The following is a 24,813-nucleotide window of genomic DNA, read 5'->3' on the forward strand; positions in this document are numbered from 1 at the left end:
AATCTGTACGAGTGCCCACACAGATGATTGCTTTATATTGTTAAAGAACGTTGCGACGTTGTCGCTAGGGATGCGTATAATACATCCTTTATTTTTCGAGTCAACACTTAATTTTAAACTTTCTTACGATGATTTAAACTTAAGTTTTACTTAACTCTCTGAGTAGCTCGTGCCTCGCTATGCGTTGGCGTTCCCCGTCTCAGTGGGGTCGCATTATAGGGAGATCCGAAAACAGATCAACCTTTTTTTTAGATCTTTTTACCGTTTGCTCAAGTTTCAAACAAATGAGGGTGAAATAGTAAAGAAATGCCTTACTATCGGTTGTTTTTTACACTCTTATTAACTATTTGCTATAAATTTCATTGCTATGTTCAATTAAGACGTTAAGATAGCAAGTTCACAATGTTAAATTAATGTTTATTTCCTGTTTATTGGTAGATCAAAAATGAAATTACCCGATCAAAAATCTTTTATCTTCGCAGTTATTCTTGCTGTTGTTGGTTTTGTTATCGTTAAGTTTGCGCTTGCAAGCCTAGCATTAGACCCTGCACTTCTATTCGGTGCCGGTTTATTAATTGGTGGTGTTGTTATTGCTGCAATGTCATCAGTAACTACAGAAGAAGCCGAAGTAAAAACAAAAACACTTTATGTTGGCAATCTTCCTTATCGCGCAAATGAAGGCGTTGTACGTGCTTTGTTCGAAGAGCAAGGCAAAGTCTTTAATGTTCGTTTACTAAAAGATAAAAACACTGGCAAACGACGCGGCTTTGGTTTTGTTGAAATGGCTCAAGCTGATGCAGATAACGCAATTGCTAAGTTAAACGATAGTGAGTTCCAACAACGTACTTTAAAAGTACGTGAAGCAAAACAAAAACAAGAAGATGATTCTAACTCTTATCGCTCAGAGTCGGATCAAACAGTGTAACTAGCTTAACCGCTAATTTATCACTACATACATCAGCCGTTGCATAATAGTGCAGCGGCTTTTTTATGTCCGCTTGGCAATCACTTAAATTTAGTAAATAACTAACCCGCTTCGCAATAGCTGCTCCAGAGTCTAACAACTTAATACGTGCTTTAAAGTAATCACTTATTGGTTTTGCAAGAATAGGAAAGTGAGTACAGCCTAATACCAGCACATCTATATCGTTATTAATATTTAACCGGTCTAACTCAGTGTGCAGCTTTTCAATATCTAAGTGTTGGGTAAAAAAGAATGCTTCTGCCAAGGTAACCAGTTCAACACTACTATATAAGCTTGTGGTTATAGATGAGGCATGCTCTTTAATTAGCGCATCTGTATATGAACTTGAAACCGTAGCGGGGGTTGCCAATAACCCAATATGCTTTGATTGTGTTATTTGTGCTGCGGGCTTAACTGCAGGTACAACCCCTACAATTGGAATATCTGTTATTTTTCGTACCGCACTTAACGCAGATGTTGAAGCGGTATTGCAGGCTATAACAATTAAGTCGACATTAAGTGACTCATCTTTGATAAATTGGATTAGTCCACATAAGCGATTAATAATGGTTTGCTGCGATTGCGCACCATAGGGCAATAATGCGTTATCCATGAAGTAACTGTATTGAGCGTGGGGAATGCTTTGCTGAATATGCTCAAGTACTGTGGTTCCACCTATACCTGAATCAAAGACCATGATGTGCGCTGACAAACTACCATTCCTACTCTTTACTTTGAACGGCAGTTTGCCATGAGGCTTTTATAAAAGAAAGTAGTTTTACTCAGCGTCTAGTTTTGCAGTAGCTGTGTTTAATTTATCTAAGTTTTCAAACATGGTGTTAGTGTAATCAACCAGTTTATCTATTTCTTGTTGATCTTGATTTAGCCATTGAATGATACCTGATAGCTGGCTTTCTAATCCTAATGCTTGCGCTTTAGAGTAAGCCGATTTTAGATCATCATTAAAAGGGGCTACAGTTTCGGCAATGGCTTTTTCTGATGTTGGCTTAATTTGTTCATACTCTTTAATAGCTGCCACAGTTTTACTTTGACGTAAGTCCATTGAAAATGCCACCAGCTGTTCATTTCCTAAGCTGAGTTCTTGGGCTTGTTCAAATGCTTTATCTAAGTCGCCACTGAAAAAGGTTTTACTTACATCTTGTAACTCTGTCATTAAATCATTTATAGCTTGCTGCTCGTCTTCATTAAGCTCTCCATTTACTGACATAGAAAATGATAACTCGCGAGATTCAGAAAATTGCGTACTAAATGCTTGCGAGCTTTCAGTTTGCTGATAGCGACTAGATGACTGAGATTGGTAAGCATCTGCAAAACTAATACTCACTTCATCACCTTCTGCGGTGGTAAAAGTGTAATCAGCGCTGTTACTAAGGTTCACATATTGCGATTGACTAACCGTTACGCTTGCTGGCTGAGGGTTAAATAAGTTCTGCTCAAATTTATCAAGGCCATTAAAGATGCCCTCTTTTGATTTATTAATACCCTCTTCAAGCTCTTGATTAAATACGCCCATACCTTTTAATTCATCTACAGCTTCATCAACACCTGTTTGCACGCCTTTACGTGCCTGGTTAAGTATATCTTGTAGCTTGTCATCATCGGCACCATTGGCTTTGGCTTTTTTTACTGAGCTTGTCACAAAGTCTAAAACATTTTTGACTACTTCATTAAAATCAAACAATGGTTTGTCTTTTTTCGCTTCAGCAACCGGCAAGCCTAATTCTTTTGCCATTTTGTCACCCAATACGGCAGCTGCCAATTCTTCTCCGCGTTGCTGATAGCTAGTTGGTGGGGAGTCTATTTTAGGCTGTGGCATTGCTTGTTTAGTATTGTATTTATTGGCATTGCTGTTTGGAACAAAACTAAAGTTACCTATTTTCATGAGAAGACTCCTATTTAGACATACTCTTATATCGGCCAAGTGAGCCTATACTGTAGTTAAATGCTCAAAAAAAGCTCACTATATTTGATCAAAACTAGACAAATACGCTTCGCTCCCTACAATAGCGCCGATAAACAGATCTCAACGATAAGGTTATACCGTTAATGGCAGTTATAAATATAGATACCACGCAGTACGATGCACAATTAAATGAAAAAGAGCAGCGTATTACAGAGCAGTTTCAACGTTTCGGTGTAAAACAGTTAGAAGTATTTAGCTCTGAGCCTATTAACTACCGTCAACGTGCAGAATTTAGAGTATGGCACGATGGCGACGATCTGTTTCATATTATGTTTGATCAACAAACGAAAGATAAAATACGTGTCGATACCTTTGATCCTGCAGCTCCTTTAGTAGGTGAAGTTATGCAGGTAATGATTGATAACTTAAAAGGCTGCGAAGTACTGCGTCGTAAATTATTCCAAATAGATTATTTATCGACCCTCAGTGGTGAAATTTTAGTGAGCTTGCTGTATCACAAGCCACTTGATGAACACTGGTTAACTGAGATCAACGCCTTAAAGGAAAAGCTAAGTAGCCAGTACAAAATTGACTTTATTGGCCGTGCACGTAAGCAAAAAGAAAAATTAGGCGATGACTTTGTTACTGAGCGTTTAATGGTAAATAGCCAAGAGCTAATCTATCAACAGGTAGAAAATAGCTTTACTCAGCCTAATGCGAAGGTGAATATTAAAATGTTAGAGTGGGCACAAGAGCTATGTAAACCACTAAACAATGATTTACTAGAGCTGTATTGTGGTAACGGAAACTTTTCAATTGCACTTGCGGGCTCATTTAATAAAGTGCTGGCAACAGAAATATCAAAATCGTCTGTACATTCAGCGCAATATAATATTGCTCAAAACAAAGTAACTAACTTAGATATTATTCGCATGTCGAGCGAAGAGTTTACTCAGGCAATGAAAGGCGAGCGTACTTTCTCTCGCTTAGATGGTATTGACCTTAGTAGTTACAACTGCCAAACCATTCTAGTAGACCCACCTCGTGCTGGCATGGATACCCTAACGTGTGATTTAGTGGCTAACTATGAGAATATTATTTATATCTCATGTAACCCAGATACGTTAGAGCGCGATCTTGATCACTTAACACAAACCCATGAGGTTAAGCGCTTTGCAATATTTGATCAGTTCCCTTACACACATCACATTGAATCTGGTGTATTTTTACAACGTAAATAAACTAAGTATTAAATAGCGCATATTATAAAAATAAAAAAGCTCCTAAAGGAGCTTTTTATTTTGGCCAGACTACTTATTTATTTGCTAAGTAGTTAATGAGTGCTGTTACATCTTCTGGCGATGAAATACCTGACTCGCCACCTAAGTTAAGCTTATATTTACCATTAACAATAAATGTAGGAACGCCACGCAGTGCCCCTTTACCTTTAAAGTAATCTTGGTCGCGCTTCATTTTAGAGCTCAGTGTACGTACCGAGAAGCTTTCAAATAATTTATCAAATTTGTCGCCATCTACACCTTGCGCTAAAAATACATCTTTTATATCTGCAAGCTCATTAAAACGAGCACGCTTTGCGTGAATATGATCAAACATCGCTGAGATAATTTTATCTTTTTGCGGTAGTACCTCAGCAGTCGCTAATGCTTGGCTGATCATAGTTTGATGTTCAGGGTCACGTACACCAACGAAATCTACATGGCTTTTCTTGAACTTTACGTTTTTGTCTAGCTTAGGTTTTATCTCAGCAAGCAGTGGCTCCATGTTATTACATGCAGGACAGTAAAAAGAGAAAAACTCTTTTACTTCTGGCTTTCTGGTTGCACGATCAGAGACGACATCATAATGCACGCCCTCTTCGTAAGTGGCAGCAAAACTGGTTGCAGCTAAAGGGAGTAATACAGCAAGTAACCCTGCTTTAACTAATTTGATCATTATTATGGTGCTCCAAAAATTATAGTTTTAGTAAAAAGCTAATTAACTCATCAAGCTCTTGTTGACTCTTGATTGTATTAATATTGATTTTATATTTGTCATTTACGATAAATGTAGGCACGCCAGTTAATACGCCAAGTTCAGAATATTTATTCTGCTTATCTTGCATGGCACGTTCAGCTGCTATGATAGGCAAACTAGCAATATCATTATCAAATGTGCTGTTATCAATTGCGTTAAGCTCTAATAACTTCTTAACGTCTTTAATTTCTGTTAATGGTGCACGCTGAATATGGATGCTTTTAAAAATTTGCGCTGTTACTGCTTCGGCTTGATCATGTTTTTTTGCAATTAAGTAAGCAAAGCTCAGGTTACTTTGTGCTTGTGGTGAAACGCCCCCTAAAAAGTTAACATGATTTTTTACAAACTCAGCCCCTTCAGGTAAGTTTTCTGCAATCCCTTTTGCTACCGGCTCAAACTTAAAACAGTGCGGGCAATAGAAAGAGAAGAATTCGGTTACGTTTGGCGTTTTACTCTTTTCAACGTCAATCACAGTATATTGATTACCTGCTTCAAAGTTGGCAGCTAGTGCTGCGAAAGGTAAACATAGGATCAGTAAACTTAGTTTTAATTTTTTAAGCATGAATATCTCGTTATACTTCTTTTTTAAATAAAAATATTATGGCAATAATTTTAACGGGGCTTCTTGCAAAGCTGCAAGCTGTTCTTTAAGCGCTAAAATTTGTTGCTCCCAGTATTTGTCATCTGCAAACCATGAAAAGTTCCGTACAAAAGCTGGATCGCTCCAACGTTTTGCAACCCAACCCATGTAATGAATCATACGCATGGCGCGAAGCGGTTCGATCAGCTTCAGTTGTGAGTGATCAAAATCACAAAACTCTTCATACGCATTCACTAAAGTGTCTAACTGTAACAGCTGTGTTTGTCGATCGCCACTGAGCATCATCCATAAATCTTGAATTGCAGGTCCTTGGCGGCTATCGTCTAAATCAACAAACATCAGCGCATCCCCAGCCCATAAAATATTACCAGCATGGCAGTCTCCGTGTAAGCGAATACTGTCTACATTTTTATATTGCAGCTGCGCTTGGGCAATAACTAAATCTAAAATAGTGTAAAAGGAAGTTTCTAATCCCATAGGAACTAAATTACTTTTTTGTAAATGAACTTTAGCTGTATGCAGGTATTCATCACAGGTAACAGTCGGTCTTTGAGTAAAGGGTTTTGTTTTCGCTACTTGGTGCATGCGACCAATTAAACGCCCAAGCACATCAAGCTGATCTAAATTATCGACTTCAAATAAACGCCCACCTACACTTGGGAACAAAGTAAATAAATACCCTTGGTGTTCAAATAAGCTTTGCCCATTATGCTTTATTGGCGCAACCACCGGTACTTCTGCGGCTGCCAGTTCAAAGGCAAAATCATGCTCTTCTTGAATTTGCGCTTTGCTCCAGCGTTCAGGCCGATAAAACTTAACAACGTAACGTTTTCCACCCTCAGCTACAAATTGATACACTCGATTTTCGTAGCTATTTAGCGCTAACAACCCTGACTCAGCGTAAATATCAACGCTTTCTATAGCATCCAAAATAAGATCTGGGGTTAAGTCAATAAAGCTAAATTTACTCATATACTTCTTATATAAAAGAAAAGCGGGAATATCCCGCTTTTTGTTAATAACAGTGTTCGTTTTTTAATACAGACCCTTTATCGCGCTTTAAAAAAGTTGCTTGGCTGCGATATTTTATTATCGGGCTCGTTTATTGGCGACAGTACAAAGTTAAACTCGGTCATTGGCGCTTTTAAATCATAAGGGTCCATGACTAATGATAGCGGTACATTATGCGATTCACCGGCATTTACTGTAAAGGTGGTGTCGCCTATGTATTTATAGTTATCTAACCCTTTAACATCAATAGAGAATGTTTGCTCATATTGTGCTTTATTAATCACTTTTAAGGTGTAGGTATTTTCAACTAAGCCATTAAAATCGACACGATACAACTGATTGCGATCACGGATAATATCAAAGTCCATGGTTTTACGCATCGCTATATTAGCAACCAGTGCACCAGTAAGTAAGAGTAAAATAATACTGTAACCAATCAGCTTAGGACGCAGTGGATGAGTTTTATGCTCTGGGGTTTCTAAGTTGCGCTCAGTGGTATAAGAGATAAGTCCTCGAGGGTAATTCATTTTATCCATTACGCCGTCACAGGCGTCAATACACGCGCCACAGTTTATACACTCGTATTGCAGACCATTACGAATATCAATTCCGGTTGGGCAAACCTGCACACACAAGTTACAGTCAATACAATCACCTAAACCTAGCTCTTTAGGGTCTTGTTTACGCGAGCGTGGCCCGCGGTTTTCACCACGCGCTTCATCATAGCTGACAGTAAAGGTGTCTTTATCAAACATCGCTGACTGAAAGCGTGAATAGGGACATATATGTAAACACATTATTTCGCGCATCCAGCCCGCATTACCATAAGTACATATCGTAAATACAATGATACTAACTAAGGCATAACCGCCCACATTAAAGGTGACAAACTCAGGGATTAGTTCACGAATAGGCGTGAAGTAACCAACAAAGGTTAACGCAGTATATAAAGAAAATAATACCCAACTGGTGTGCTTTGCGGTTTTTCGCCAGAATTTATCAAAATCCATTGGCCGTTGATCTAACTTTTTACGTTGGTTAGCACTGCCCTCAAATTTTTCTTCAAACCAAATAAAAATGAAGGTCCATACTGTTTGCGGGCAGGTATAGCCACACCATACACGGCCATAAAAAGTAGTCACTAAAAATAGAGCAAACGCCGCTAGCATAAATATAAAGGCAAGAATAGTGAAATCTTGTGGCCACAGGGTTAAGCCAAAAATATTAAATTTTTGCTCCATTAGCTCAAACAAAACAGCTTGTTGGCCATTAAAGTTTATCCATGGCAATAACATAAACGCCAGCATGCCTAAAAAGCCGATGCGTTGTCTTAATAATTGATGAAGCCCTGTAACCGCACGCACATAAATACGATTACGAGGGTTAAATCTATCTTCTTGACGGCTCAGATCAGGTTTTTGGATCTTAACCTCTGTTGGTATGTTTTTTACTTTAATTTGCTTATCCATTGAAGTTCCTCAACGCCGCTAGGAAATAAAAATTCAGCAATCTTTTAGTACTTTTCGCCTAAGTGTAGCAACTTACATGCTAAACATAATTCGCTTTAAGTAGTACTTGTGTACTTTCAGATATTTCAGAAATATCTAACTACTGTCCCTTATTATACGCATATTAGCTAAAATTACTGACTAGATTGCTAATAATTTATTCAACTTGTGACTTGCTTTTAAGGTGTATTTTATTACACTTGCCGGCTACTAAAGTGTTGTTTGGATCAAGGTTTGTATATTTATGAAGAAATTTTTTATACTAGTGGTCGTGATCCTAGCATTTTTTACCGTTGATCACCCCTTAGTAAAAGAGCCGCGCGAACGCTTGCTCGGTGATGGTATAGGCTTGTTAAGCAGCACAACTAAAGTAGACCGCTTTCCTGTAGCAACTATGACGAGAAACAAAGTGAATCAGCAACTAGCACTTTCTCGTTCTGAACAAGACTATGTTGCTAAAACATTTACTACGGATGAATCAGTCAAGTTATTTGAACTACGCTATTGTCGTCAAGGTGATCTAAACCTTTACTTTTACGAAGAACGATTACTTACTGTATGTCGAATTATCAAGGAATCATTAGCGCAGGCGAGAATAAAATAATGGATTTTTCTGGATTAAATAAAAAAGCAAGTAACTCATTTCATCAACACCGCACTATGCTTAAGCAATTGGCACAGGGTAAAACGTTAAAATGTGAACATTGTAATGGCGTGTTAACCCTTAATTTAGCCACCAGCGAGCCTGGTAAAGGAGTAATACAGTGCAAACAAGGTTGCACTGATATTGAATTAGAAATTGGCGGTTAGGTTTTAAGAACAAACTTTAAGTGCTAGAAAACTTACTCTTCCCACCCTTCATCAGTATACAAGCCACTGTTAAGCGCTACAATTTCGATAAGTTCAGCAAAACCTAATGCAAAGTCGCCCATTAACTCGTACTGCTGCTCACATAAGTGTAATTCATCAATATTATTTTGCTGTGCAATTTGCGCAATGATTGGTTTATCGAGTGCAAAAAAACTGAGCGTCGCCTGTGCACTTTCAAGAGCTTGTTTATACTGACTATCAAGTTGCTCACTTGCTAGTAACTTATGAGTATATGCTTGGCTTGCTGTTAGAAATCCAGCAGACCAGTGCTGGCAAAAGTCATATTCAAACTCAGCGGGTAACTTATAACCCAGCTCAAATACTTGCTCACTCACTTGATGATGTAACGCCATAAATAAAAACAATATGTCTTCATCAAGGTCGTTTGCTGTATTAGGGAGTATATTCTCTAACCATTGGTGAACTTCTAATGGCTCAGGTGAACATATAACGCCAAATAAATAACCTTGGCTTTGGGTAAAGCTCATTGCGCCTGATTGGGCATTTAAAAACTCGCTGAGCAGCTTAGCATGCTGCTCAGTAAACTGAGGTATTTGCATTAAAACTCTTTATATAAAATATTAAAATTTAAGTGGGTAACGACCTTGGTTATCTGGTCTGCCTAAAAACTTCACCGCGTCATGAACTTCTTTGGGTAAAGTTAGATCAGGTTTAACATATCCCGCAACTTTAAAGTCAAAATTAGCCTTTAGTGTAGCATCTGCCTCAAGCCCTAATCTATTGTCTGGCTCGATGAGTATAGCAACATCGCCCGACTTACAACTTAATTTACCACTGAGGTCACCAATATTGAACCAACCAGTTAAACCTTGTACGTCAATATCAGGACTGGCTATTTCACCTTGTAGTGATTGGCAATATGGCGCTCCAGAAACGTATTCATCAAGCTCTAAGATTACACGTCCTTTAGCAGTAACTGGTAACGGTAAATCAATTCGCTGCATTGCTCGCTCAACCGTTGAACGCACTACAGTATCAGTTATTTTAAGTTCATCATTTGCTAGTGAATAACTAATATCTGCATAGCCCGATATGTCACTGCGTTCGCGAGGATTACCAAAGCGTAAGTTAGTATTCACTTGAGCTTTAAATAACGCCCAGCCAGATATATCCCAGCGTACATTATTTAATTGCTCACCTTCAAAGCGCAGCTGCATAACTTGTCCCTGCCACAACGTGCCAGCAGTTTGTCCTATTTCTAGCTGCGGTGGAAAATACGGTTTAGCTAAATTTACAGCAACCGCAGCCGGTAATTTAATAACGCTAAAAACAATAAAGCTCATTAAAAAAACGATGGATAATATTATTATTTTTTTCATTAACTACTTCTCTAATACTAAACGGCTTACGCGTACATAACCGGATTTATCATCTTGGCTTAAATCTAGATTTTCTACGCTTAAACCATGCTGATTAACGAGCTCGTCAATCCATTGGATTAATAGATTAAACTCTACTGAGTCGAGCGTTAAACGAAGTGAGTTATCATTAGGCTGCATTTTACTAATATTAATGCTGTAACGGCCGCGCGTATTATTAACTATTTGGCTGAGATTTTGATTACTCACAGCTTGCGTTTTACCCGCGGCTTTGAGCTTAACAATACTCTCGTCTACCCAGGCTAACAATTCTTGCTGTTTTATTTGTGATTGCTGTGCCCGCTCTATCGCAGTATTTAAAGGCCTAAAAACCCCCATCACCAAAACAAAAATGATAAATACACCGCCTGCAACCATAATTAGTTGTTGCTCTTGCTCTTTTAATGAACGCCAATATTGCATTAACTGCTGCTTCATTGTGCACCTCGCAGTCTGATTTCGCCGACGATAAAATCGCCATCATTATTTAACGAGCCCTGCTCAACAGTAACCCCTTGCTGCTCGAGAATGGCTTTAACCTTACCAAAAGTTTGAAAGTCTTTACCACGCGCTCGAATGCGCAATTCATTACGGCGTTTGTCAAAGCGTAATGTTTGTGGCGTAAACTCATTCACTTGCGAAAACACGCTAACCAATTTACTGGTTAAATCTAAAAAGCCAGCATCGCTAACACCTTGTACTTTATTCAATGCACCCTGTATTTGATTTTTAATTAAATGAGGACGCACTCGCGTGCCAGGAAAGGCTTTTTGATATCGCTCTATTACTTGTGATTTAGCTACCTCAAGTTGCGAATTCAGTTGATGTAATTCAACCGCTTTAATTGTCACACTCGATACCAAGGCAATCACACTGATAATGGCGGCACTTTTCCAGTAACCCCACCATAACGCTGTTTTCTTTTTAAGGGTGTAAGGTCCTTGAAGCAAATTAAACTTAAGTTTATCAAGCTGCTTAGCAAATAATGCCAACGGTAACTCATAGTCACTTGTTTGCGGATGTAGGTTAAGTGCTTCAGGAAACTGATCAGCTGGGCTGTAATGCTTGATATCTGGGTTGCCTAACGCTGTTAAATACTCTTTTAGCCAACTGCTTTCCACCGCGCTGATATGCCAATCACCTTGCTTAAAAAGCCACTGTTTATTGAGTTCGATGGCAGTAACACATGATTGTTCTGCGCTGGGCAATAACAATGCATCTGGTACTATTTGATACGGGGTGAGTTGATGCTGTTCAAATACTTCTAACCAGTGTTCAAACCAACGTCGATTCATCAGAGCAACCCTAATTGCATGTTGCTCTGCAAGCATGGTTGGCTCCCCAAGCGCGATATAAATGTCGTCTATATCGCAGGCAATATCTTCTTCGAGCATATAGGGCAATGCTTGCTCTAATTTACGGCTCCACTTTGTTGGCAGTGTCACCGTTTTTAATTGCACTTGGTCACATGGTAAAAGTACCACAAGCTCTCGGGTTAATGCTTTTTCAGTTAGTTCACTTAACTGATTGGCATTTTGTAGCTCGCCACTGGCTATTATTTCTTGTTCTTGTGGTGAGTATATTAACCAGTTAAGTAAATCTTGCTCGGTTTGACCCGTGCGGATCAACAGTATCTCTGTCACTGTACGCCTCCAAATTTTCGCGCCAGTATCGTTACCTCGCCATTGCTGGCATACAGTAATGTGGTCATCGAAAAACGCAAATCAACAAATTTTGCCTGCGTTTGTAATTTAAAATATTCACTTTTTAAACTAAAAAGCTTTTCTACTGCTTTGATATTTTTGCCGCCTTGTTGTTGAACAGACTCAAAAAACTCTTCAATATTATCAAAGCCATTTTCAGGTCGCGCTGCGATTACCGCTTGAGCACCCGAAACACTCAGTTCGTCTATTAGGCCACTGAGCAATAAAGCTTGCTCTTCAGTGACTGTATTAACATTAATTGAAAGTAACGTACTGCCTGGGATCACACAGACATAAGGCAACACCTTTTCCATCACTAAAGGGTTAAATCCTTTAATTAAACGCAGTTCAGATACCGAAGCAAACAAGCTATTTGCTGTCATATACGGAAACTGACGCGATAAATACTCGCCTTCTTCAGCTCCTGAGCGATACGTAATACTATTTTTATCTAACCAGTCAAAAACACTATCAGCCATGCCTTCTTCAGATTCATCACTGGGTAAGTCTTCTATATTTTCTAATATGGCAAACAACGCTTTATGCGCAGGGTTCGTTTTATTAGTACTGTTTGGGTCGGGCTCAACGCCAAGCGCATTTAAGTTTAAACAGGCTTGTAAATCAGTTAACTGACCGCTTAACGTGCCGTTATCAACTGGATACTTAACATCACCTTGCTTTGCCCACGGCTGCGCTAAGGTGGTTTTTTCTGGATCGTCTTTTTTACTTTGAATTAAGCCTTTAATAGCTAATTCTTCAGCGCCATAAGCATACCATTTAGCCTGTTGCTGACTCTGCAAGTTAGTACTTCTTTGTACTTGTACCATTAAGTTCGCACTCATTTCTACGGCTAAAATAGCAGCCAGCGCGACAATAAATAACACAATAACTAACGCCGCGCCGCGTGATGTTTTTTGATTCATCAAGGCGTTCCTCGGCCATTTGGTTGCGATTGGTTAGTACCATCATTAACTGGTTGAGTTAACTCTTTACCGAGTCCTGGCACTAAAAAGACGCGCCTAATTGGTTCTGCGTTCATTTGCTTTAACGTTACAGCTACCGCTTTAGGTAACGCCTTAATTTGCCAGTTTTCTTGCCACTCTGCGTTACCATCTAAAAACTCAAATTTAAGCTCTTCTACGTCAGCTAAAACAACTTGGCTACGAGGCTCCATATTATCAAGTTGATCAACATAAATGCGATACACTCGTTCTAAGTTGTCATCAATTACTCGATAACCAACAGCTTGTAACTCTGAGCGAGGAAGCAAATTAATGGGGTTCATCCAACCATCACGCACAAAGGCAATGCCATCAAGCTGACTTTCTAAAATGTAGCGCCCTGCAAGTAAGTAACCCTCTTGAAAATCCCCAGCTTCATTACGCACTTGACGTTTAGTCATTTGGCTAAAGTCTTGATCCATTAACCTAAAGGCTGTTTGTAACCCATTCAGCTCGGCGATTTTTTCATCTGATGCTTCTTTGGCACGCGTGGTGGTATCAAGTATTTGGTGGGTGGCCATAATAACAAACGCCAACACCCCTAGTGCCACCATCACTTCTAATAATGTAAAACCGCGTTGCTTCACTTAAGGCTTACCTTTATTTAAGTAAGTACTTAACTCATAAATTGAATTTTCATACTTATCATCTGCAAACACATTAATGGTGACCTTTACAAAGCTCTTATCAGCAGTGGGCACAACATCTTGGCGCCAAAACCATTCAATACCGGCCATCATCTCGCTGCCGCGGGCACCATTTTTACCTTGCCATTTTTCGCCTTGCGTTCGTTGCTCTACTAATACATTTTCGGCTACCCATGAGCCATACGTTTGCTCTTCAATGCTGGATAAGTGATGAATATGCTCACCGGTTGCTTGCATTGCAGCAATACCTGCCATGGCACAAATACTTAGCGCAACTAAGACTTCTAATAAGGTAAAGCCTTGGTATCTTTTCATTATTGCGGCTCTCGACGAAAATCTACTGGCGCTGCAAATTTACCTTCAATAAAATATACCGGCTCCGCCTGATCTTTTAACTCAAGCATGAGCTGAAATGCACTTACATCAGCAGAGGATAAAAGAAGTACTTGGGGAACTTTTAATTTTTTAAGTTCTAATAAACTGTCTTCATTATCGCCACTCATTAACTCACGCCAGTTAGACTGCTCTAATAAATTATCTTGCGCCCAAGGTAGGTCTTCTAAGTTAAGTGTTACTTTGAATTGCTGGTCAAACTCAATTGGTTTAAATAACTCTTCCCGTTCAAAGCTGATCCACTTTTCACCATCAAACACTAAAAATTCAAGCGTATTTTGATCAACTAACAAACCTAACTCTACTTGGTTAAGTACTGCAAATTCCGATGCAGCATTAATGGTGGTATGCAGCCTACCTGCTTGCTTATCTAGCTCTTCCTCAGCGCCGCCATCTAAGCTGTATACCACCATTTTGGTGGCAAAGGCGATGATCACCAATACCACTAAAATTTCTATTAAACTAAAACCATATTGCTTTGCACCTAGGTGCTTAAGGTTTACCTGCATGGTAAACCCCAATCAACTAAGTTTAAACGTATGATAAAGTTGATACCCATTACTGCTTATCTTCATCCCAGTTGCCAATATCATCATCGGTAGCTGGTTCGCCATCGGGTCCCATAGAAAAAATATCAAACTTACCAATCTCTCCAGGACTAATTAATTGGTAATTATTCCCCCACGGATCTTCTGGTAATTTGCTAATAAAGCCACCATCAGGGAAGCGCTTTGGAATAGGCTCAATACTGGTTTTTGTGACTAATGCCTCTAAGCCTTGCTCTGTACTTGGGTAGCTTTTATTTTTAAGCTTGTACAAACTCATAGCATCTTCTAACTGCTGAATATCTAAATGCGCTTTATCAATAGCTGCTTCTTCTTGCTGACCCATAATATTAGGTGCCACAATCGACATGATCATCCCGATGATAACCAGTACCACCATCACTTCTAATAAAGAAAAACCTGATTGTTTATTCACGTTATTACCTCGTTATTCTAAAAACACTAAGCAAAAATGATTTAAGTAAATCATTAATATAAAAAATAATTAAAGGCCAACAGCCTTATTCATTGCCATAATTGGCTGCAAAATTGCCATTACTATAAACAATACAATGACTGCCATGGAGGCAATCATTGCAGGTTCTAATAATTTTAATGACACATTGACCATACTTTCAAACTCGCGATCTTGATTGTTAGCGGCTCGCTCTAACATTTGCTCAAGTTCACCGGACTTTTCACCACTGGCTATCATATGCAGCATCATTGGTGGAAACAACTTAGTTTGCTGCAGTGAAGCACGCAGACTTGCTCCTTCACTTACTCTTTCTGCAGCATCGGCCACAGCTTGTTTGATTTTTTCGTTAACTAATACCCCACCAGAAATACGCATTCCTTCTAGTAGCGGTACTGAACTTGACGATAAAATACTTAAAGTACGAGCAAAGCGCGCGGTGTTAATCCCTCTGGCAACCTTACCAATGCCTGGCATGTGTAATACTTTTGCATCCCACCAAAACCGTACCTTAGGTTTTTTAAGCGCATACTTGATTCCAACCGCAGTAGCGGTGATCACTAGTAAACTTATAAACCAGTAATTTTGCACAAAATGACTACCCGCCATAACCCACTCGGTGGTCCAAGGTAAAACTTGTTTAGTTTTTTCGAAAGTCTTTAATATTTTAGGTACCACAGTACCCAATAATACCGAAACAATACCAATGGCAAACACCACCAAAATAATTGGATACACCATAGCCTGCGTAATTTGACTGCGCATATGTTGGCGCTGCTCAGTATAATCAGCTAGCCTGTTGAGCACTTGATCTAAGTGACCTGACTTTTCACCTGCCGCCACCATAGCGCGGTACAAATCGTCAAAAACATGCGGAAATTCACTCATACCATCAGCAAGGGTATAACCTTCCACTACTTTCGATCGCACCGACATCAACATACGTTTTAGCCGTGGTTTTTCACACTGCTCAGCAACCGCCATTACCGCCCCCTCTACAGGTAGAGCAGACTGAATTAGGGTTGCAAGCTGACGAGTGATCAAAGCGAGATCGGCTGTTGATATGGTTGGTTTAAATAAAGAACCGAGTAAGGGAGCTTTTTGACCTTTAACTTGTTTGTCATCTTGCGCAGCAGGCACAACCTCAAGCGGCGTGAGCTTTTGATCGCGCAGAAGCTGACGAACTTGCTTAGCTGTATCGGCTTCTAAAATACCTTTTTTTTCTTTTCCCCGACCATCTAATGCGCGGTATTCAAACGCCGCCATAGCTAACCTTCCTCACGCGTTACGCGAAGCACTTCTTCAAGCGTTGTTTTACCTGCAAGCACACGACTGCAACCATCTTGACGGATGCTTGGGCTATGCTTACGAATGTATTTCTCTACGCTTTGCTCACCTTTACCGCTGTGGATCATTTCACGAATGATTTCGTCGACAACTAATAACTCGTGAATACCAGTACGACCTCGGTAGCCATTAAAGTTACACTCTTCACACCCTACTGCGCGATAAATCGTCGGTGCATTGTCAAACGATACGCCGAGTAATTCACATTCACGCTCATCTGCAACGTGACCTTCTTTACAGCTATTACATAAAGTACGTACTAAGCGCTGGGATAATACGCCGAGTAATGATGACGATAATAAAAATGGCTCAACGCCCATATCTTCCATACGGGTGATTGCACCTGAGGCTGTATTGGTATGTAACGTAGACATAACTAAGTGGCCAGTGAGTGATGCTTGCACACCAATTTGGGCTGTTTCTAAATCTCGTATTTCACCAACCATAACTACATCCGGATCTTGACGTAAAATAGCGCGCAGACCACGGGCAAAAGTCATATCAACCTTGGTATTAACCTGTGTTTGGCCAATGCCAGGAATTTCGTACTCAATTGGATCTTCAACCGTTAAAATATTGCGATCCCGCGAGTTAATTTGGCTCATACCGGCATAAAGCGTGGTACTTTTACCAGAGCCTGTAGGGCCTGTAACTAAGATTATACCGTGAGGCTTGCTAATTAAGTCGGCAAACAGCTCTCGGTTTCGAGCTGTCATACCTAAGTCTTCAAGATTTAAACGTGCATTGTTTTTATCAAGTAAACGCAGTACCACGCGCTCACCAAAGCTTGATGGCATAGTCGACACACGCACATCCACTGCGCGTCCTGCAATACGCAAACTAATACGGCCATCTTGCGGTATACGTTTTTCTGCAATATCGAGTTTGGCCATTACTTTAATACGCGATACCAGTAAAGAGGCCAGTTTCCGATTAGGTTTTAAAACTTCTTTGAGTACGCCATCCACCCGAAAACGAATAACCAGCTCTTGCTCAAACGTTTCAATGTGGATATCAGAGGCGCCTTCTTTAATTGCCTCACTGAGCATGGCATTAATTAGTTTTATAATAGGTGCATCGTCGTCACCGGCAAGCAAGTCTTCAGTTTGAGGAAGCTCATCAGCTAATGAGAATAAATCAACCTCATTACCAATATCTTCCATCATTTGCTGAGTTTCTGAGCTATCACGTTGATACGATGCTTCTAGTAATAGCTCAAACTTATCATCTTCTAGTTGCTCAAGTGTAAAGCCATGTCCTGCAATACGGCGTACTTCTAGTAATACATCAACATCAAGCTCACCACGGTAATACACAATTTGGTTATCTTTATGCTTACTGAGTAACGCACCCACTCGTCTGGCATATGAAAACGGCAAACGCTTTGCTGGCAGCTCGACTAAGTCCTCTTGAGCAAGCTGATCATCACTGTGAGTAATTGGATGAACAACATCTTGATTAATATCTTCTATCGCATTAGTCATCGTTACGCTCTTGTGCATTTTGTTTGCGTAAATGCTCTTCGTACGTAGGTGGTAGCACTAGTTCGTCATTCCACTCGGGTAAAATAGGCGTGTCTGACATTGGCATTAAATTAATACCATCTTCACGTTTTTTAAATTGCTCACCACGAATAAAGTTATATTTACTAAAGCTGAGTTTATTCATACTAACGCCATCGCGAATAATAGTTGGTCGAATAAATACGATAAGATTACGCTTACGCTTTGTTGTGTTAGTCGACTTAAATAAGTGCCCTAAAATAGGAATATCGCCTAGTAATGGCACTTTTGACACGCTTTCTTGCACATCTTCATCAATCAAGCCGCCTAATACCACCATACCGCCATCATCGGCCATTACGGTTGTTTTAATTGCGCGCTTATTCACTGAAATATCAACTGCCGTTGCACCACTAACACTAGAAACTTCTTGCTCTATGGTTAATTGCACCGCAGAACCATCATTAATTTGTGGTGTCACTTTAAGTTTTATACCCACTTCTTGACGCTCAACCGTTTGAAATGGATTTTCGTTGTTACTACCTGTTTGCGAACCTGTGATAATAGGCACTTCTTGACCAACTAAAATAGACGCCTCTTCGTTGTCCATAGTGGTAATAGACGGAGTCGCTAGGATATTAGAATTAGTATCGGTAGATACTGCTTGTACGATTGCGCCCCAGTCATTTTTAATTACCCCCATGGCCAAACCATTAATACCACCAAGTAATGATGCAAGCGGGCCGTAGTCGCCTTTAGTAGTTTCATCAACCTTGGTTACCGTACCACTTTCAGTACCTATTATATTTTTGGATACGGTAGTGTCACGAGCCTGCTCCGCAGCGACAGCTAACGCACCCACAGGTACTGTTGTACCATTGTTAAATTGTAGCATCCCACCTTGCTCTGAAATCCATTGCAGGCCAAAGTTAACGCCATCACCTTCCATCACTTCAATAATAATGGCTTCCACTAATACTTGTGCGCGGCGAATATCCAAACGCTCAATCACTGACTCTAGTGAACGCATCGTATCTGGCTGAGCGGTGATCACGAGTGAGTTAGAATCTGGATGAGCTTCAATGCTAGTATCGTTTCTATTACTACTACGCGCATTGTTGGTTGCTCCGCCTTTTGAATCCTCTGCCAGCGATTTACTAACACCTTGAAGTACTTTGACTAAATCTTCTGCTTTTGCGTAGTTTAGGTAAAATACTTTAGTGTTACCTTGGCTTTCCAGTTCGCCATCTAAACGTTTAATAAGCTCAATGGCGCGTGTACGTGCTTGGCCTTCACCACTAACAATCACACTATTAGTACGACCATCAGCTACCACCTTAGGAATTAAAAACTCAGGAACGCTACCCTTACCACTGTCTTTATAGATATTTTCAACCACTGAGACAACATCATCAGCCGTTGCGTACTTAAGCTTAACGATATCAACACGCTTATCACCCGCTTGGTCAACAGAGCGAATAATTTCGACTAAGCGATTAACAGATGCTGCATGACCAGTTAGCATCATAACGTTGGCCGCATTAAAGTTAGCAACGTGACCGCCATCTTTCTGGTCACTAAATTGGCGAACTAAAGGGCCTAACTCTTGTACGCTTACATTTTTAACTCGCACAACCCGTGTAATCATCATATCGCCAAGCGCTTGGCTATCAGCAGTAATTAATGGCACGTTTGATTTTTTAGCATCTGAGCTTTTTTCTATTTTTATTATGTTGTTATCCATTTCAACGGCTGAATAACCGTAAACTTCTAAAACATTTAAAAAGAACTGATAGTAAAGCGCCTCATCCATTAATTCATAACTGCGTACATTTACTTTGCCACGCACGTTAGGATCAATAATGATGGTTTTATTAAGGTTTTTGCCAACAATATTAATAAACTCATTAATATCTGTGCCCTTAAAGTTAGCAGCGTATTCAACAGCAGCAACCGACAAAGAAAGACTTGCCGCTAAAAAAAGTGCCGCATACTTAGCTAACCCTTTTTTAATTTTTTTGAGGTGTAGCACCTGAACCATTATGTTAAAACTCCAAAGCTAAGTTATTGCAGACTAAATAGTACATCTATTTGCTCACCATCACGCTCTATTGTGATTGTTGCATCTGTACTGTTTCGCAGCTCATTCATTGCTGCCATTGCCTGTTTTAAATCTGTTAATTGATAACCGTTAATTGCGACGGCCAAATCATTATTTTGTAATCCCATTTGTTTAAATAATTCAGGCTCTTTACCTGGACTCAAACGGTAACCTATAAGTTCCCCATCATTCATCGCTTGAGAAACGCGTATATAATCAAATAGTTTGCCAGGCTCTTCTAAAAGCTCCTCGCGAGTTTCTATTAATGCTTCTTTCACCTCAAGGTTGGCAGTGGCATCGATTTGCTCCTCGCTTTGTGCTGAAGGTGCTAAAGGACCCATTTCAGGCTCATCTCGCGCAGCCAGTACAGGCATTGACACTGTTTTGGTAAAGTCGAGTCCATCTAGCATTAAGGTTTCAAAGCGACCGCTTACATCTAAAATCACACGGTCTGGGAGTATTTGCGATACTTTTGCACGCGTGCCTTGCACCACATCCTCAACTAAATAACTCGCTTGGCGACCCTGTGACTCAATAATAGCCATTCCCGCCTTATCATCATTACTCACAGCAACAATACCGGTTAAATTAATACTAAGACGCGTTTCAGGGGCATTATTAATGACTTTAGTTTGCGAAGCAGTATTGGTTTTTTTTGTTACATTTACTTTACCAAATAAAAATTGCTCAATAATCGAGTCTACAGACTGATTATTGCCGCCCATAGTTTGGTTAGAATAGCTAATAGGAGCAAGAGGAGATGTTACTGGCTGCGGCCATAATAGCCACATCAGTTTTGATAGTAAAAATGCAATATAAACAATAACTAAAACCATTACCAACGCACTTAACCTAGCATGTGGTAAACGGTTTAATAGCTGTTTAAATTGTTGAACGTGCTGTTCCATAAGTAGTGTTCTTATTTTAATTTATAACGAAATCACTTAGCCATAGTACCTTTTCATTTTTCATTCAACAAGCACGCTAATATTAAACTTTGTAAACAGATTGATTTATTTATTGTATTAGCTGTGAAATCAAGCAATAGCTACATGCGGTAACAGTTTCGTGATAATTTACCTAAGTAGTAAATTTACTAGGATGTTTTATGACAAAGAAAACTAAACTCAATGACAGCTCAGAAAACGCGGACACACTTAAAGTGAGGTTAGACAAGTGGTTATGGGCAGCTCGATTTTATAAAACGCGCGCAATTGCACGTGAAATGGTACAAGGCGGCAAAGTGCATTATAATGGCCAACGTAGTAAGGCCAGCAAAATAGTAGAAATTGGCGCAGTTATAAAGCTAGCCCAAGGCGTTGATGAAAAAACCATCACAGTATTAAATATACTTGAAAAGCGCCAAAGCGCCCCCATTGCACAGACCATGTATCAAGAATCTGATGCTAGTATTGCTAAGCGTGAAGAAAATAGTATCGCACGCAAAAATAACAGTTTCTTTGCCCCGCATCCGGATAAAAAACCAGATAAAAAGCAAAGACGCGAACTTTTAAAAATGAAATCAAGTTAGGTATAGCCGCTCATGCAACAAGATTTACTTCACCGCTATTTATTTGACAACCTCGATGTTCGTGGCGAACTCGTACAAATAGACAACGCTTACAATGAAATGATTGCGAAACACAATTATCCAGAGCCCGTTAAAGCATTATTAGGTGAGCTGCTTGTTGCAACCTGTTTATTAACAGCAACGTTAAAGTTTGAAGGCGAGATTGCGGTTCAACTACAGGGTGATGGTCCCGTAAAATATGCAGTGATCAATGGTGACGATCAACAAAATATGCGTGGTATAGCGCGATTACAGCATGAAGTGACGGGCTCAACAGTTAAAGAGCTTATTGGCCAAGGCTACATGGTTATCACTATTACTCCCACTCAAGGTGAGCGTTACCAAGGGATAGTACCTTTAGAGCATGATACATTAAGTGAGTGTATAGAAAGTTACTTTGAGCAGTCTGAGCAATTAAAAACGCGCCTTTGGTTTGCAACCGACACCAAAGAAGGCAGTGCCAAAGCATGTGGGCTATTTTTACAAGTGCTACCTGTAGATAAACAAAAATCGATTGAAGATTTTGCTCACCTAGAAGCACTCAGTAATACAATTAAAGATGAAGAGCTACTAGAGCTTGATGCCAATACCATTTTAACGCGTCTTTATCACGAAGATAACCCACGCGTATTTGACCCTCAGCCAATTCAATTTAAATGTGGCTGTAACCGCGAAAAAACGATGACAGCTCTAGTTAATGTTGGTCAACAAGCTCTTTTGGATGATGTCCAAAAAAATGGTGAGATTAAAATTAGCTGTCATTACTGTTTAAAAGATTATGTGTTCAACGAGCAAGACATAAAAAGTATATTTAACTAATCTAGCTTTTTAACACACCATAAAATAGCCATAAACTTTTATGGCTTTTTTGTGCCCAAAAAATGACACCGGTATCACAAGCTGAGCATTTTTCATGACACCGGTATCATTGAAATTATTCATGTTTTTTCCTTAATTTATATGTTTTTACTGCGTTTATAAGCTCGAATATCCTTAATCCATCTGTTACTATATTTGCAGCTTAAGGTTACTAAGACCCAGAGCTATCCCGTTCAATCTCACACAATTTAGGTATAAACATGACTTCAAGCGCTACCCGTTTTGTCGATCTAACTGCAGCTGAACTTGTCGAACACGCTATCAGCCGTGGCGAAGGGACTTTAGCCGCCAATGGTGCTTTTGTAGCTAACACTGGTCGTCGTACCGGTCGTTCTCCAAAAGATCGTTTTATTGTTCAAGAAGCAAGTACTGAAAATGAAATCCAATGGGGTAACGTAAATCGCCCATTCGATGCAGATAAGTTTGACGCCTTATGGGCACGTGTAGAAGCACATGTGCAAAGCAACGACCACTTTATCTCTCACCTTGAAGTAGGCGCTGATCCAGAGCACTACCTTCCTGTGGTTGTAACAACAGAAACTGCTTGGCACCATATCTTCGCTAAAAACATGTTCATCGAGCCACAGTCATACAACAAAGCAGACTTCCCTCAGTGGCAAGTAATGAATGTACCTTCGTTTGTATGTGATCCTGAACGCGATGGCACTAATAGCGATGGCACAGTTATTATTAACTTTGCACAACGTAAAGTGTTACTTGCTGGTATGCGCTACGCGGGTGAAATGAAAAAATCGATGTTCTCTGTGCAAAACTTCCTACTACCAGCAAAAGGTGTATTACCAATGCACTGTTCTGCTAACGTAGGTGAAGCAGGTGACACCGCATTATTCTTTGGTCTATCTGGTACAGGTAAAACAACCTTATCAGCAGATCCAACTCGCTTCTTAATCGGTGATGATGAGCACGGCTGGGCACCAGGTAGTGTATTTAATATCGAAGGTGGTTGTTACGCTAAATGTATCGACCTTTCTCAGAAAAACGAACCTGTTATCTGGGACGCTATTCGATTCGGCACTATTTTAGAGAACGTGGTACTTGATGAAAACCGTGTTCCTGATTTCAACGATACCAGCCTAACTCAAAATAGCCGTGCAGCTTACCCACTAGAGCACGTTGAAAAACGTAAAGTCGAAAACCGTGCAGGCGAGCCAAAGGCAGTTGTATTTTTAACATGTGATGTAAGTGGTGTACTTCCACCAGTGTCTGTACTAACCGAAGAAGCTGCAGCGTTTCACTTCCTAAGTGGCTACACAGCAAAAGTTGGCTCTACAGAAATTGGCTCTACTAGTGATATTGAATCAACATTCTCAACGTGTTTTGGCGCTCCTTTCTTCCCACGTCCTGCAGGTGTGTACGCAGAGCTTCTAATGAAGCGTGTACGTGAATTCGGCGCTAAAGTTTACCTAGTTAATACTGGGTGGACAGGTGGTCCTTACGGTATTGGTAAGCGCTTTGATATTCCAACAACACGTGCTGTTGTTGATGCAATCGTATCTGGAAAATTAGCCGGTGTTGAAACTCAACACATTGACGTGCTAAATCTAGACGTACCAGTTGCAGTACCAGGCGTAGACAGCAAGCTTCTTAACCCAATCAATACATGGGAAGACAAAGCTAAATATGCAGAATATGCGTCTAAACTAGCTGCTGATTTCACAGAAAATTTTGCTAAATACGACGTATCTGACGAAATTAAAAATGCAGGCCCTAAAGTTTAGTAATCACCTTTAGTCTCATATTTAAAACGCCAACTTTGAGTTGGCGTTTTTGATCCTACCTATTTTACTTCAGCAACGTAGTTACTTTAATAATTGCTGATAAGTCACCTCTTAGCTAAAGACGTTATCTCTTGTGCCTCTCTGTATTTCTTGATAAAAACAAACCGAGAGCCTATTAAACTTTAAGATAGCAGTTACTGGTTTGTATAGACATCATATTATATTTTTTATACATAAAATTAAACGCCATATAACTATGTTAACGTAGTACAACTGTGCGTTGTCATCAGTAATGGAACAATGCTGTAGGGTAAACCTATCCAATACTTCACTCTTTACCCTGATAGAGCACATCAAACAACACTAGCTATTACTACACTCCTATGAACACAAAAAGGCTCAGGTCATTCGAGTCGTGCTTGCTTTTGGAGTGAATATGCTATTTCTTGCGACAGCATAGCAGAATATCGTTGCAAAACAGCGGGGAGAGTCATTATGAAAGCATGGAGATGATAATTTAGGGACTAGTTTAAAGTACAAGGTGAATAACTGAGATCAGTAAAGAGTAGCAGGGCTGATAATGATACTTCAAAACTTATAGTGCATGGCTTAAACACTGA

26 protein-coding genes are annotated in these 24,813 nt (G+C 39.9%); 7 read left to right on the forward strand and 19 right to left on the reverse strand.

Annotated elements, in window-relative coordinates:
- Positions 1-445: 445 nt before the first annotated feature.
- Complete coding sequence (locus AC27JR_RS16675) at positions 446-925, forward strand: RNA recognition motif domain-containing protein (protein ID WP_008113390.1); 480 nt, start codon at positions 446-448, stop codon at positions 923-925.
- On the opposite strand, the gene murI is transcribed toward AC27JR_RS16675, so the two are convergent.
- The gene (gene murI / locus AC27JR_RS16680) at positions 888-1,676 is read right to left on the reverse strand and encodes a glutamate racemase (RefSeq protein WP_008113392.1); all 789 of its coding nucleotides are present in this window, start codon (positions 1,674-1,676) and stop codon (positions 888-890) included. The two genes, AC27JR_RS16675 and murI, sit on opposite strands and share 38 nt — an antisense overlap.
- Before the next feature lie 66 nt (positions 1,677-1,742).
- Entirely contained in the window at positions 1,743-2,867 is a 1,125-nt protein-coding gene (locus AC27JR_RS16685) for a DUF5610 domain-containing protein (RefSeq protein ID WP_487174201.1), read from the reverse strand.
- Between the two features lie 164 nt (positions 2,868-3,031).
- Here AC27JR_RS16685 and trmA point away from each other — a divergent pair, with 164 nt between their 5' ends.
- Entirely contained in the window at positions 3,032-4,129 is a 1,098-nt protein-coding gene (trmA, locus tag AC27JR_RS16690; protein WP_487174202.1) for a tRNA (uridine(54)-C5)-methyltransferase TrmA, read from the forward strand.
- A gap of 73 nt (positions 4,130-4,202) precedes the next feature.
- Here the strand turns inward: trmA and AC27JR_RS16695 are convergent, their stop codons facing one another.
- The 4 genes from AC27JR_RS16695 to ccoG all read right to left on the reverse strand — a co-directional run bounded on the left by AC27JR_RS16695 (position 4,203) and on the right by ccoG (position 8,003).
- On the reverse strand, positions 4,203-4,841 hold the full coding sequence (locus AC27JR_RS16695; protein WP_487174203.1) for a thiol:disulfide interchange protein DsbA/DsbL: 639 nt from the start codon (positions 4,839-4,841) through the stop codon (positions 4,203-4,205).
- 19 nt (positions 4,842-4,860) lie between these two features.
- A complete protein-coding gene (locus AC27JR_RS16700) occupies positions 4,861-5,484 on the reverse strand; it encodes a thiol:disulfide interchange protein DsbA/DsbL (protein ID WP_487174204.1) in 624 nt (207 codons plus the stop codon).
- 36 nt (positions 5,485-5,520) lie between these two features.
- The gene (locus tag AC27JR_RS16705) at positions 5,521-6,495 is read right to left on the reverse strand and encodes a serine/threonine protein kinase (protein WP_008113403.1); all 975 of its coding nucleotides are present in this window, start codon (positions 6,493-6,495) and stop codon (positions 5,521-5,523) included.
- A gap of 77 nt (positions 6,496-6,572) precedes the next feature.
- A complete protein-coding gene (gene ccoG, locus AC27JR_RS16710; protein WP_487174205.1) occupies positions 6,573-8,003 on the reverse strand; it encodes a cytochrome c oxidase accessory protein CcoG in 1,431 nt (476 codons plus the stop codon).
- Positions 8,004-8,286: 283 nt separating this feature from the next.
- Here ccoG and AC27JR_RS16715 point away from each other — a divergent pair, with 283 nt between their 5' ends.
- Positions 8,287-8,646, forward strand: coding sequence for a hypothetical protein (locus AC27JR_RS16715; protein WP_008113406.1), 360 nt, complete (start codon positions 8,287-8,289; stop codon positions 8,644-8,646).
- Positions 8,646-8,852, forward strand: a complete 207-nt coding sequence (locus AC27JR_RS16720; RefSeq protein WP_076920459.1) for a hypothetical protein — start codon at positions 8,646-8,648, stop codon at positions 8,850-8,852. The genes AC27JR_RS16715 and AC27JR_RS16720 overlap by 1 nt, the downstream gene beginning before the upstream one ends.
- A 32-nt stretch (positions 8,853-8,884) precedes the next feature.
- Here the strand turns inward: AC27JR_RS16720 and AC27JR_RS16725 are convergent, their stop codons facing one another.
- The 13 genes from AC27JR_RS16725 to gspC all read right to left on the reverse strand — a co-directional run bounded on the left by AC27JR_RS16725 (position 8,885) and on the right by gspC (position 20,913).
- Positions 8,885-9,472 carry a UPF0149 family protein gene (locus AC27JR_RS16725; RefSeq protein WP_487174206.1) on the reverse strand — a complete coding sequence of 196 codons (588 nt, stop codon included), beginning with the start codon at positions 9,470-9,472 and terminating at the stop codon, positions 8,885-8,887.
- A gap of 21 nt (positions 9,473-9,493) precedes the next feature.
- A complete protein-coding gene (locus AC27JR_RS16730; RefSeq protein WP_010393022.1) occupies positions 9,494-10,252 on the reverse strand; it encodes a type II secretion system protein N in 759 nt (252 codons plus the stop codon).
- A 3-nt stretch (positions 10,253-10,255) separates the two neighbouring features.
- Positions 10,256-10,729, reverse strand: coding sequence for a type II secretion system protein GspM (gene gspM, locus AC27JR_RS16735; protein WP_010393021.1), 474 nt, complete (start codon positions 10,727-10,729; stop codon positions 10,256-10,258).
- Complete coding sequence (gene gspL / locus AC27JR_RS16740; RefSeq protein WP_487174207.1) at positions 10,726-11,934, reverse strand: type II secretion system protein GspL; 1,209 nt, start codon at positions 11,932-11,934, stop codon at positions 10,726-10,728. Before gspL ends, gspM begins: the two co-directional genes overlap by 4 nt.
- Positions 11,931-12,917: a type II secretion system minor pseudopilin GspK gene (gene gspK / locus AC27JR_RS16745; RefSeq protein WP_487174208.1), complete on the reverse strand. Its 987-nt coding sequence runs from the start codon at positions 12,915-12,917 to the stop codon at positions 11,931-11,933. Before gspK ends, gspL begins: the two co-directional genes overlap by 4 nt.
- Entirely contained in the window at positions 12,917-13,582 is a 666-nt protein-coding gene (gene gspJ / locus AC27JR_RS16750) for a type II secretion system minor pseudopilin GspJ (RefSeq protein WP_487174209.1), read from the reverse strand. Before gspJ ends, gspK begins: the two co-directional genes overlap by 1 nt.
- Positions 13,583-13,957 carry a type II secretion system minor pseudopilin GspI gene (gene gspI / locus AC27JR_RS16755; RefSeq protein ID WP_076920454.1) on the reverse strand — a complete coding sequence of 125 codons (375 nt, stop codon included), beginning with the start codon at positions 13,955-13,957 and terminating at the stop codon, positions 13,583-13,585.
- Positions 13,957-14,544 (reverse strand): prepilin-type N-terminal cleavage/methylation domain-containing protein, encoded by a 588-nt coding sequence (locus AC27JR_RS16760; protein WP_008113416.1) that lies wholly within the window; start codon positions 14,542-14,544, stop codon positions 13,957-13,959. The genes gspI and AC27JR_RS16760 overlap by 1 nt, the downstream gene beginning before the upstream one ends.
- A gap of 49 nt (positions 14,545-14,593) precedes the next feature.
- On the reverse strand, positions 14,594-15,016 hold the full coding sequence (gene gspG / locus AC27JR_RS16765; protein WP_008113417.1) for a type II secretion system major pseudopilin GspG: 423 nt from the start codon (positions 15,014-15,016) through the stop codon (positions 14,594-14,596).
- A 69-nt stretch (positions 15,017-15,085) separates the two neighbouring features.
- Positions 15,086-16,321 carry a type II secretion system inner membrane protein GspF gene (gene gspF / locus AC27JR_RS16770; RefSeq protein ID WP_010393005.1) on the reverse strand — a complete coding sequence of 412 codons (1,236 nt, stop codon included), beginning with the start codon at positions 16,319-16,321 and terminating at the stop codon, positions 15,086-15,088.
- 2 nt (positions 16,322-16,323) lie between these two features.
- Positions 16,324-17,886, reverse strand: coding sequence for a type II secretion system ATPase GspE (gspE, locus tag AC27JR_RS16775; protein WP_487174210.1), 1,563 nt, complete (start codon positions 17,884-17,886; stop codon positions 16,324-16,326).
- The gene (gene gspD, locus AC27JR_RS16780) at positions 17,879-19,945 is read right to left on the reverse strand and encodes a type II secretion system secretin GspD (protein WP_076920451.1); all 2,067 of its coding nucleotides are present in this window, start codon (positions 19,943-19,945) and stop codon (positions 17,879-17,881) included. Before gspD ends, gspE begins: the two co-directional genes overlap by 8 nt.
- 23 nt (positions 19,946-19,968) lie before the next feature.
- Positions 19,969-20,913 (reverse strand): type II secretion system protein GspC, encoded by a 945-nt coding sequence (gspC, locus tag AC27JR_RS16785; protein ID WP_487174211.1) that lies wholly within the window; start codon positions 20,911-20,913, stop codon positions 19,969-19,971.
- Positions 20,914-21,113: 200 nt separating this feature from the next.
- Here gspC and hslR point away from each other — a divergent pair, with 200 nt between their 5' ends.
- The 3 genes from hslR (at position 21,114) to AC27JR_RS16800 (ending at position 24,193) form a co-directional block, all read left to right on the forward strand.
- On the forward strand, positions 21,114-21,536 hold the full coding sequence (gene hslR / locus AC27JR_RS16790) for a ribosome-associated heat shock protein Hsp15 (protein ID WP_008113426.1): 423 nt from the start codon (positions 21,114-21,116) through the stop codon (positions 21,534-21,536).
- 12 nt (positions 21,537-21,548) lie between these two features.
- On the forward strand, positions 21,549-22,394 hold the full coding sequence (gene hslO / locus AC27JR_RS16795; RefSeq protein ID WP_076920449.1) for an Hsp33 family molecular chaperone HslO: 846 nt from the start codon (positions 21,549-21,551) through the stop codon (positions 22,392-22,394).
- 260 nt (positions 22,395-22,654) lie between these two features.
- Complete coding sequence (locus AC27JR_RS16800; RefSeq protein ID WP_487174212.1) at positions 22,655-24,193, forward strand: phosphoenolpyruvate carboxykinase; 1,539 nt, start codon at positions 22,655-22,657, stop codon at positions 24,191-24,193.
- Positions 24,194-24,813 lie beyond the last annotated feature (620 nt).

It is taken from the genome of Pseudoalteromonas sp. NH0006-26, from assembly GCF_057552415.1.

Coding starts and splice junctions, on each gene's coding strand:
- AC27JR_RS16685 (WP_487174201.1), bottom strand. CDS start 2,867: ATGAAAATAGGTAACTTTAGTTTTGTTCCAAACAGCAATGCCAATAAA.
- AC27JR_RS16705 (WP_008113403.1), bottom strand. CDS start 6,495: ATGAGTAAATTTAGCTTTATTGACTTAACCCCAGATCTTATTTTGGAT.
- AC27JR_RS16730 (WP_010393022.1), bottom strand. CDS start 10,252: ATGAAAAAAATAATAATATTATCCATCGTTTTTTTAATGAGCTTTATT.
- trmA (WP_487174202.1), top strand. CDS start 3,032: ATGGCAGTTATAAATATAGATACCACGCAGTACGATGCACAATTAAAT.
- AC27JR_RS16675 (WP_008113390.1), top strand. CDS start 446: ATGAAATTACCCGATCAAAAATCTTTTATCTTCGCAGTTATTCTTGCT.
- gspM (WP_010393021.1), bottom strand. CDS start 10,729: ATGAAGCAGCAGTTAATGCAATATTGGCGTTCATTAAAAGAGCAAGAG.
- gspE (WP_487174210.1), bottom strand. CDS start 17,886: ATGACTAATGCGATAGAAGATATTAATCAAGATGTTGTTCATCCAATT.
- ccoG (WP_487174205.1), bottom strand. CDS start 8,003: ATGGATAAGCAAATTAAAGTAAAAAACATACCAACAGAGGTTAAGATC.
- AC27JR_RS16715 (WP_008113406.1), top strand. CDS start 8,287: ATGAAGAAATTTTTTATACTAGTGGTCGTGATCCTAGCATTTTTTACC.
- gspF (WP_010393005.1), bottom strand. CDS start 16,321: ATGGCGGCGTTTGAATACCGCGCATTAGATGGTCGGGGAAAAGAAAAA.
- AC27JR_RS16700 (WP_487174204.1), bottom strand. CDS start 5,484: ATGCTTAAAAAATTAAAACTAAGTTTACTGATCCTATGTTTACCTTTC.
- AC27JR_RS16800 (WP_487174212.1), top strand. CDS start 22,655: ATGACTTCAAGCGCTACCCGTTTTGTCGATCTAACTGCAGCTGAACTT.
- AC27JR_RS16760 (WP_008113416.1), bottom strand. CDS start 14,544: ATGCAGGTAAACCTTAAGCACCTAGGTGCAAAGCAATATGGTTTTAGT.
- hslR (WP_008113426.1), top strand. CDS start 21,114: ATGACAAAGAAAACTAAACTCAATGACAGCTCAGAAAACGCGGACACA.
- AC27JR_RS16695 (WP_487174203.1), bottom strand. CDS start 4,841: ATGATCAAATTAGTTAAAGCAGGGTTACTTGCTGTATTACTCCCTTTA.
- gspK (WP_487174208.1), bottom strand. CDS start 12,917: ATGAATCAAAAAACATCACGCGGCGCGGCGTTAGTTATTGTGTTATTT.
- gspI (WP_076920454.1), bottom strand. CDS start 13,957: ATGAAAAGATACCAAGGCTTTACCTTATTAGAAGTCTTAGTTGCGCTA.
- gspD (WP_076920451.1), bottom strand. CDS start 19,945: ATGGTTCAGGTGCTACACCTCAAAAAAATTAAAAAAGGGTTAGCTAAG.
- gspC (WP_487174211.1), bottom strand. CDS start 20,913: ATGGAACAGCACGTTCAACAATTTAAACAGCTATTAAACCGTTTACCA.
- AC27JR_RS16720 (WP_076920459.1), top strand. CDS start 8,646: ATGGATTTTTCTGGATTAAATAAAAAAGCAAGTAACTCATTTCATCAA.
- hslO (WP_076920449.1), top strand. CDS start 21,549: ATGCAACAAGATTTACTTCACCGCTATTTATTTGACAACCTCGATGTT.
- AC27JR_RS16725 (WP_487174206.1), bottom strand. CDS start 9,472: ATGCAAATACCTCAGTTTACTGAGCAGCATGCTAAGCTGCTCAGCGAG.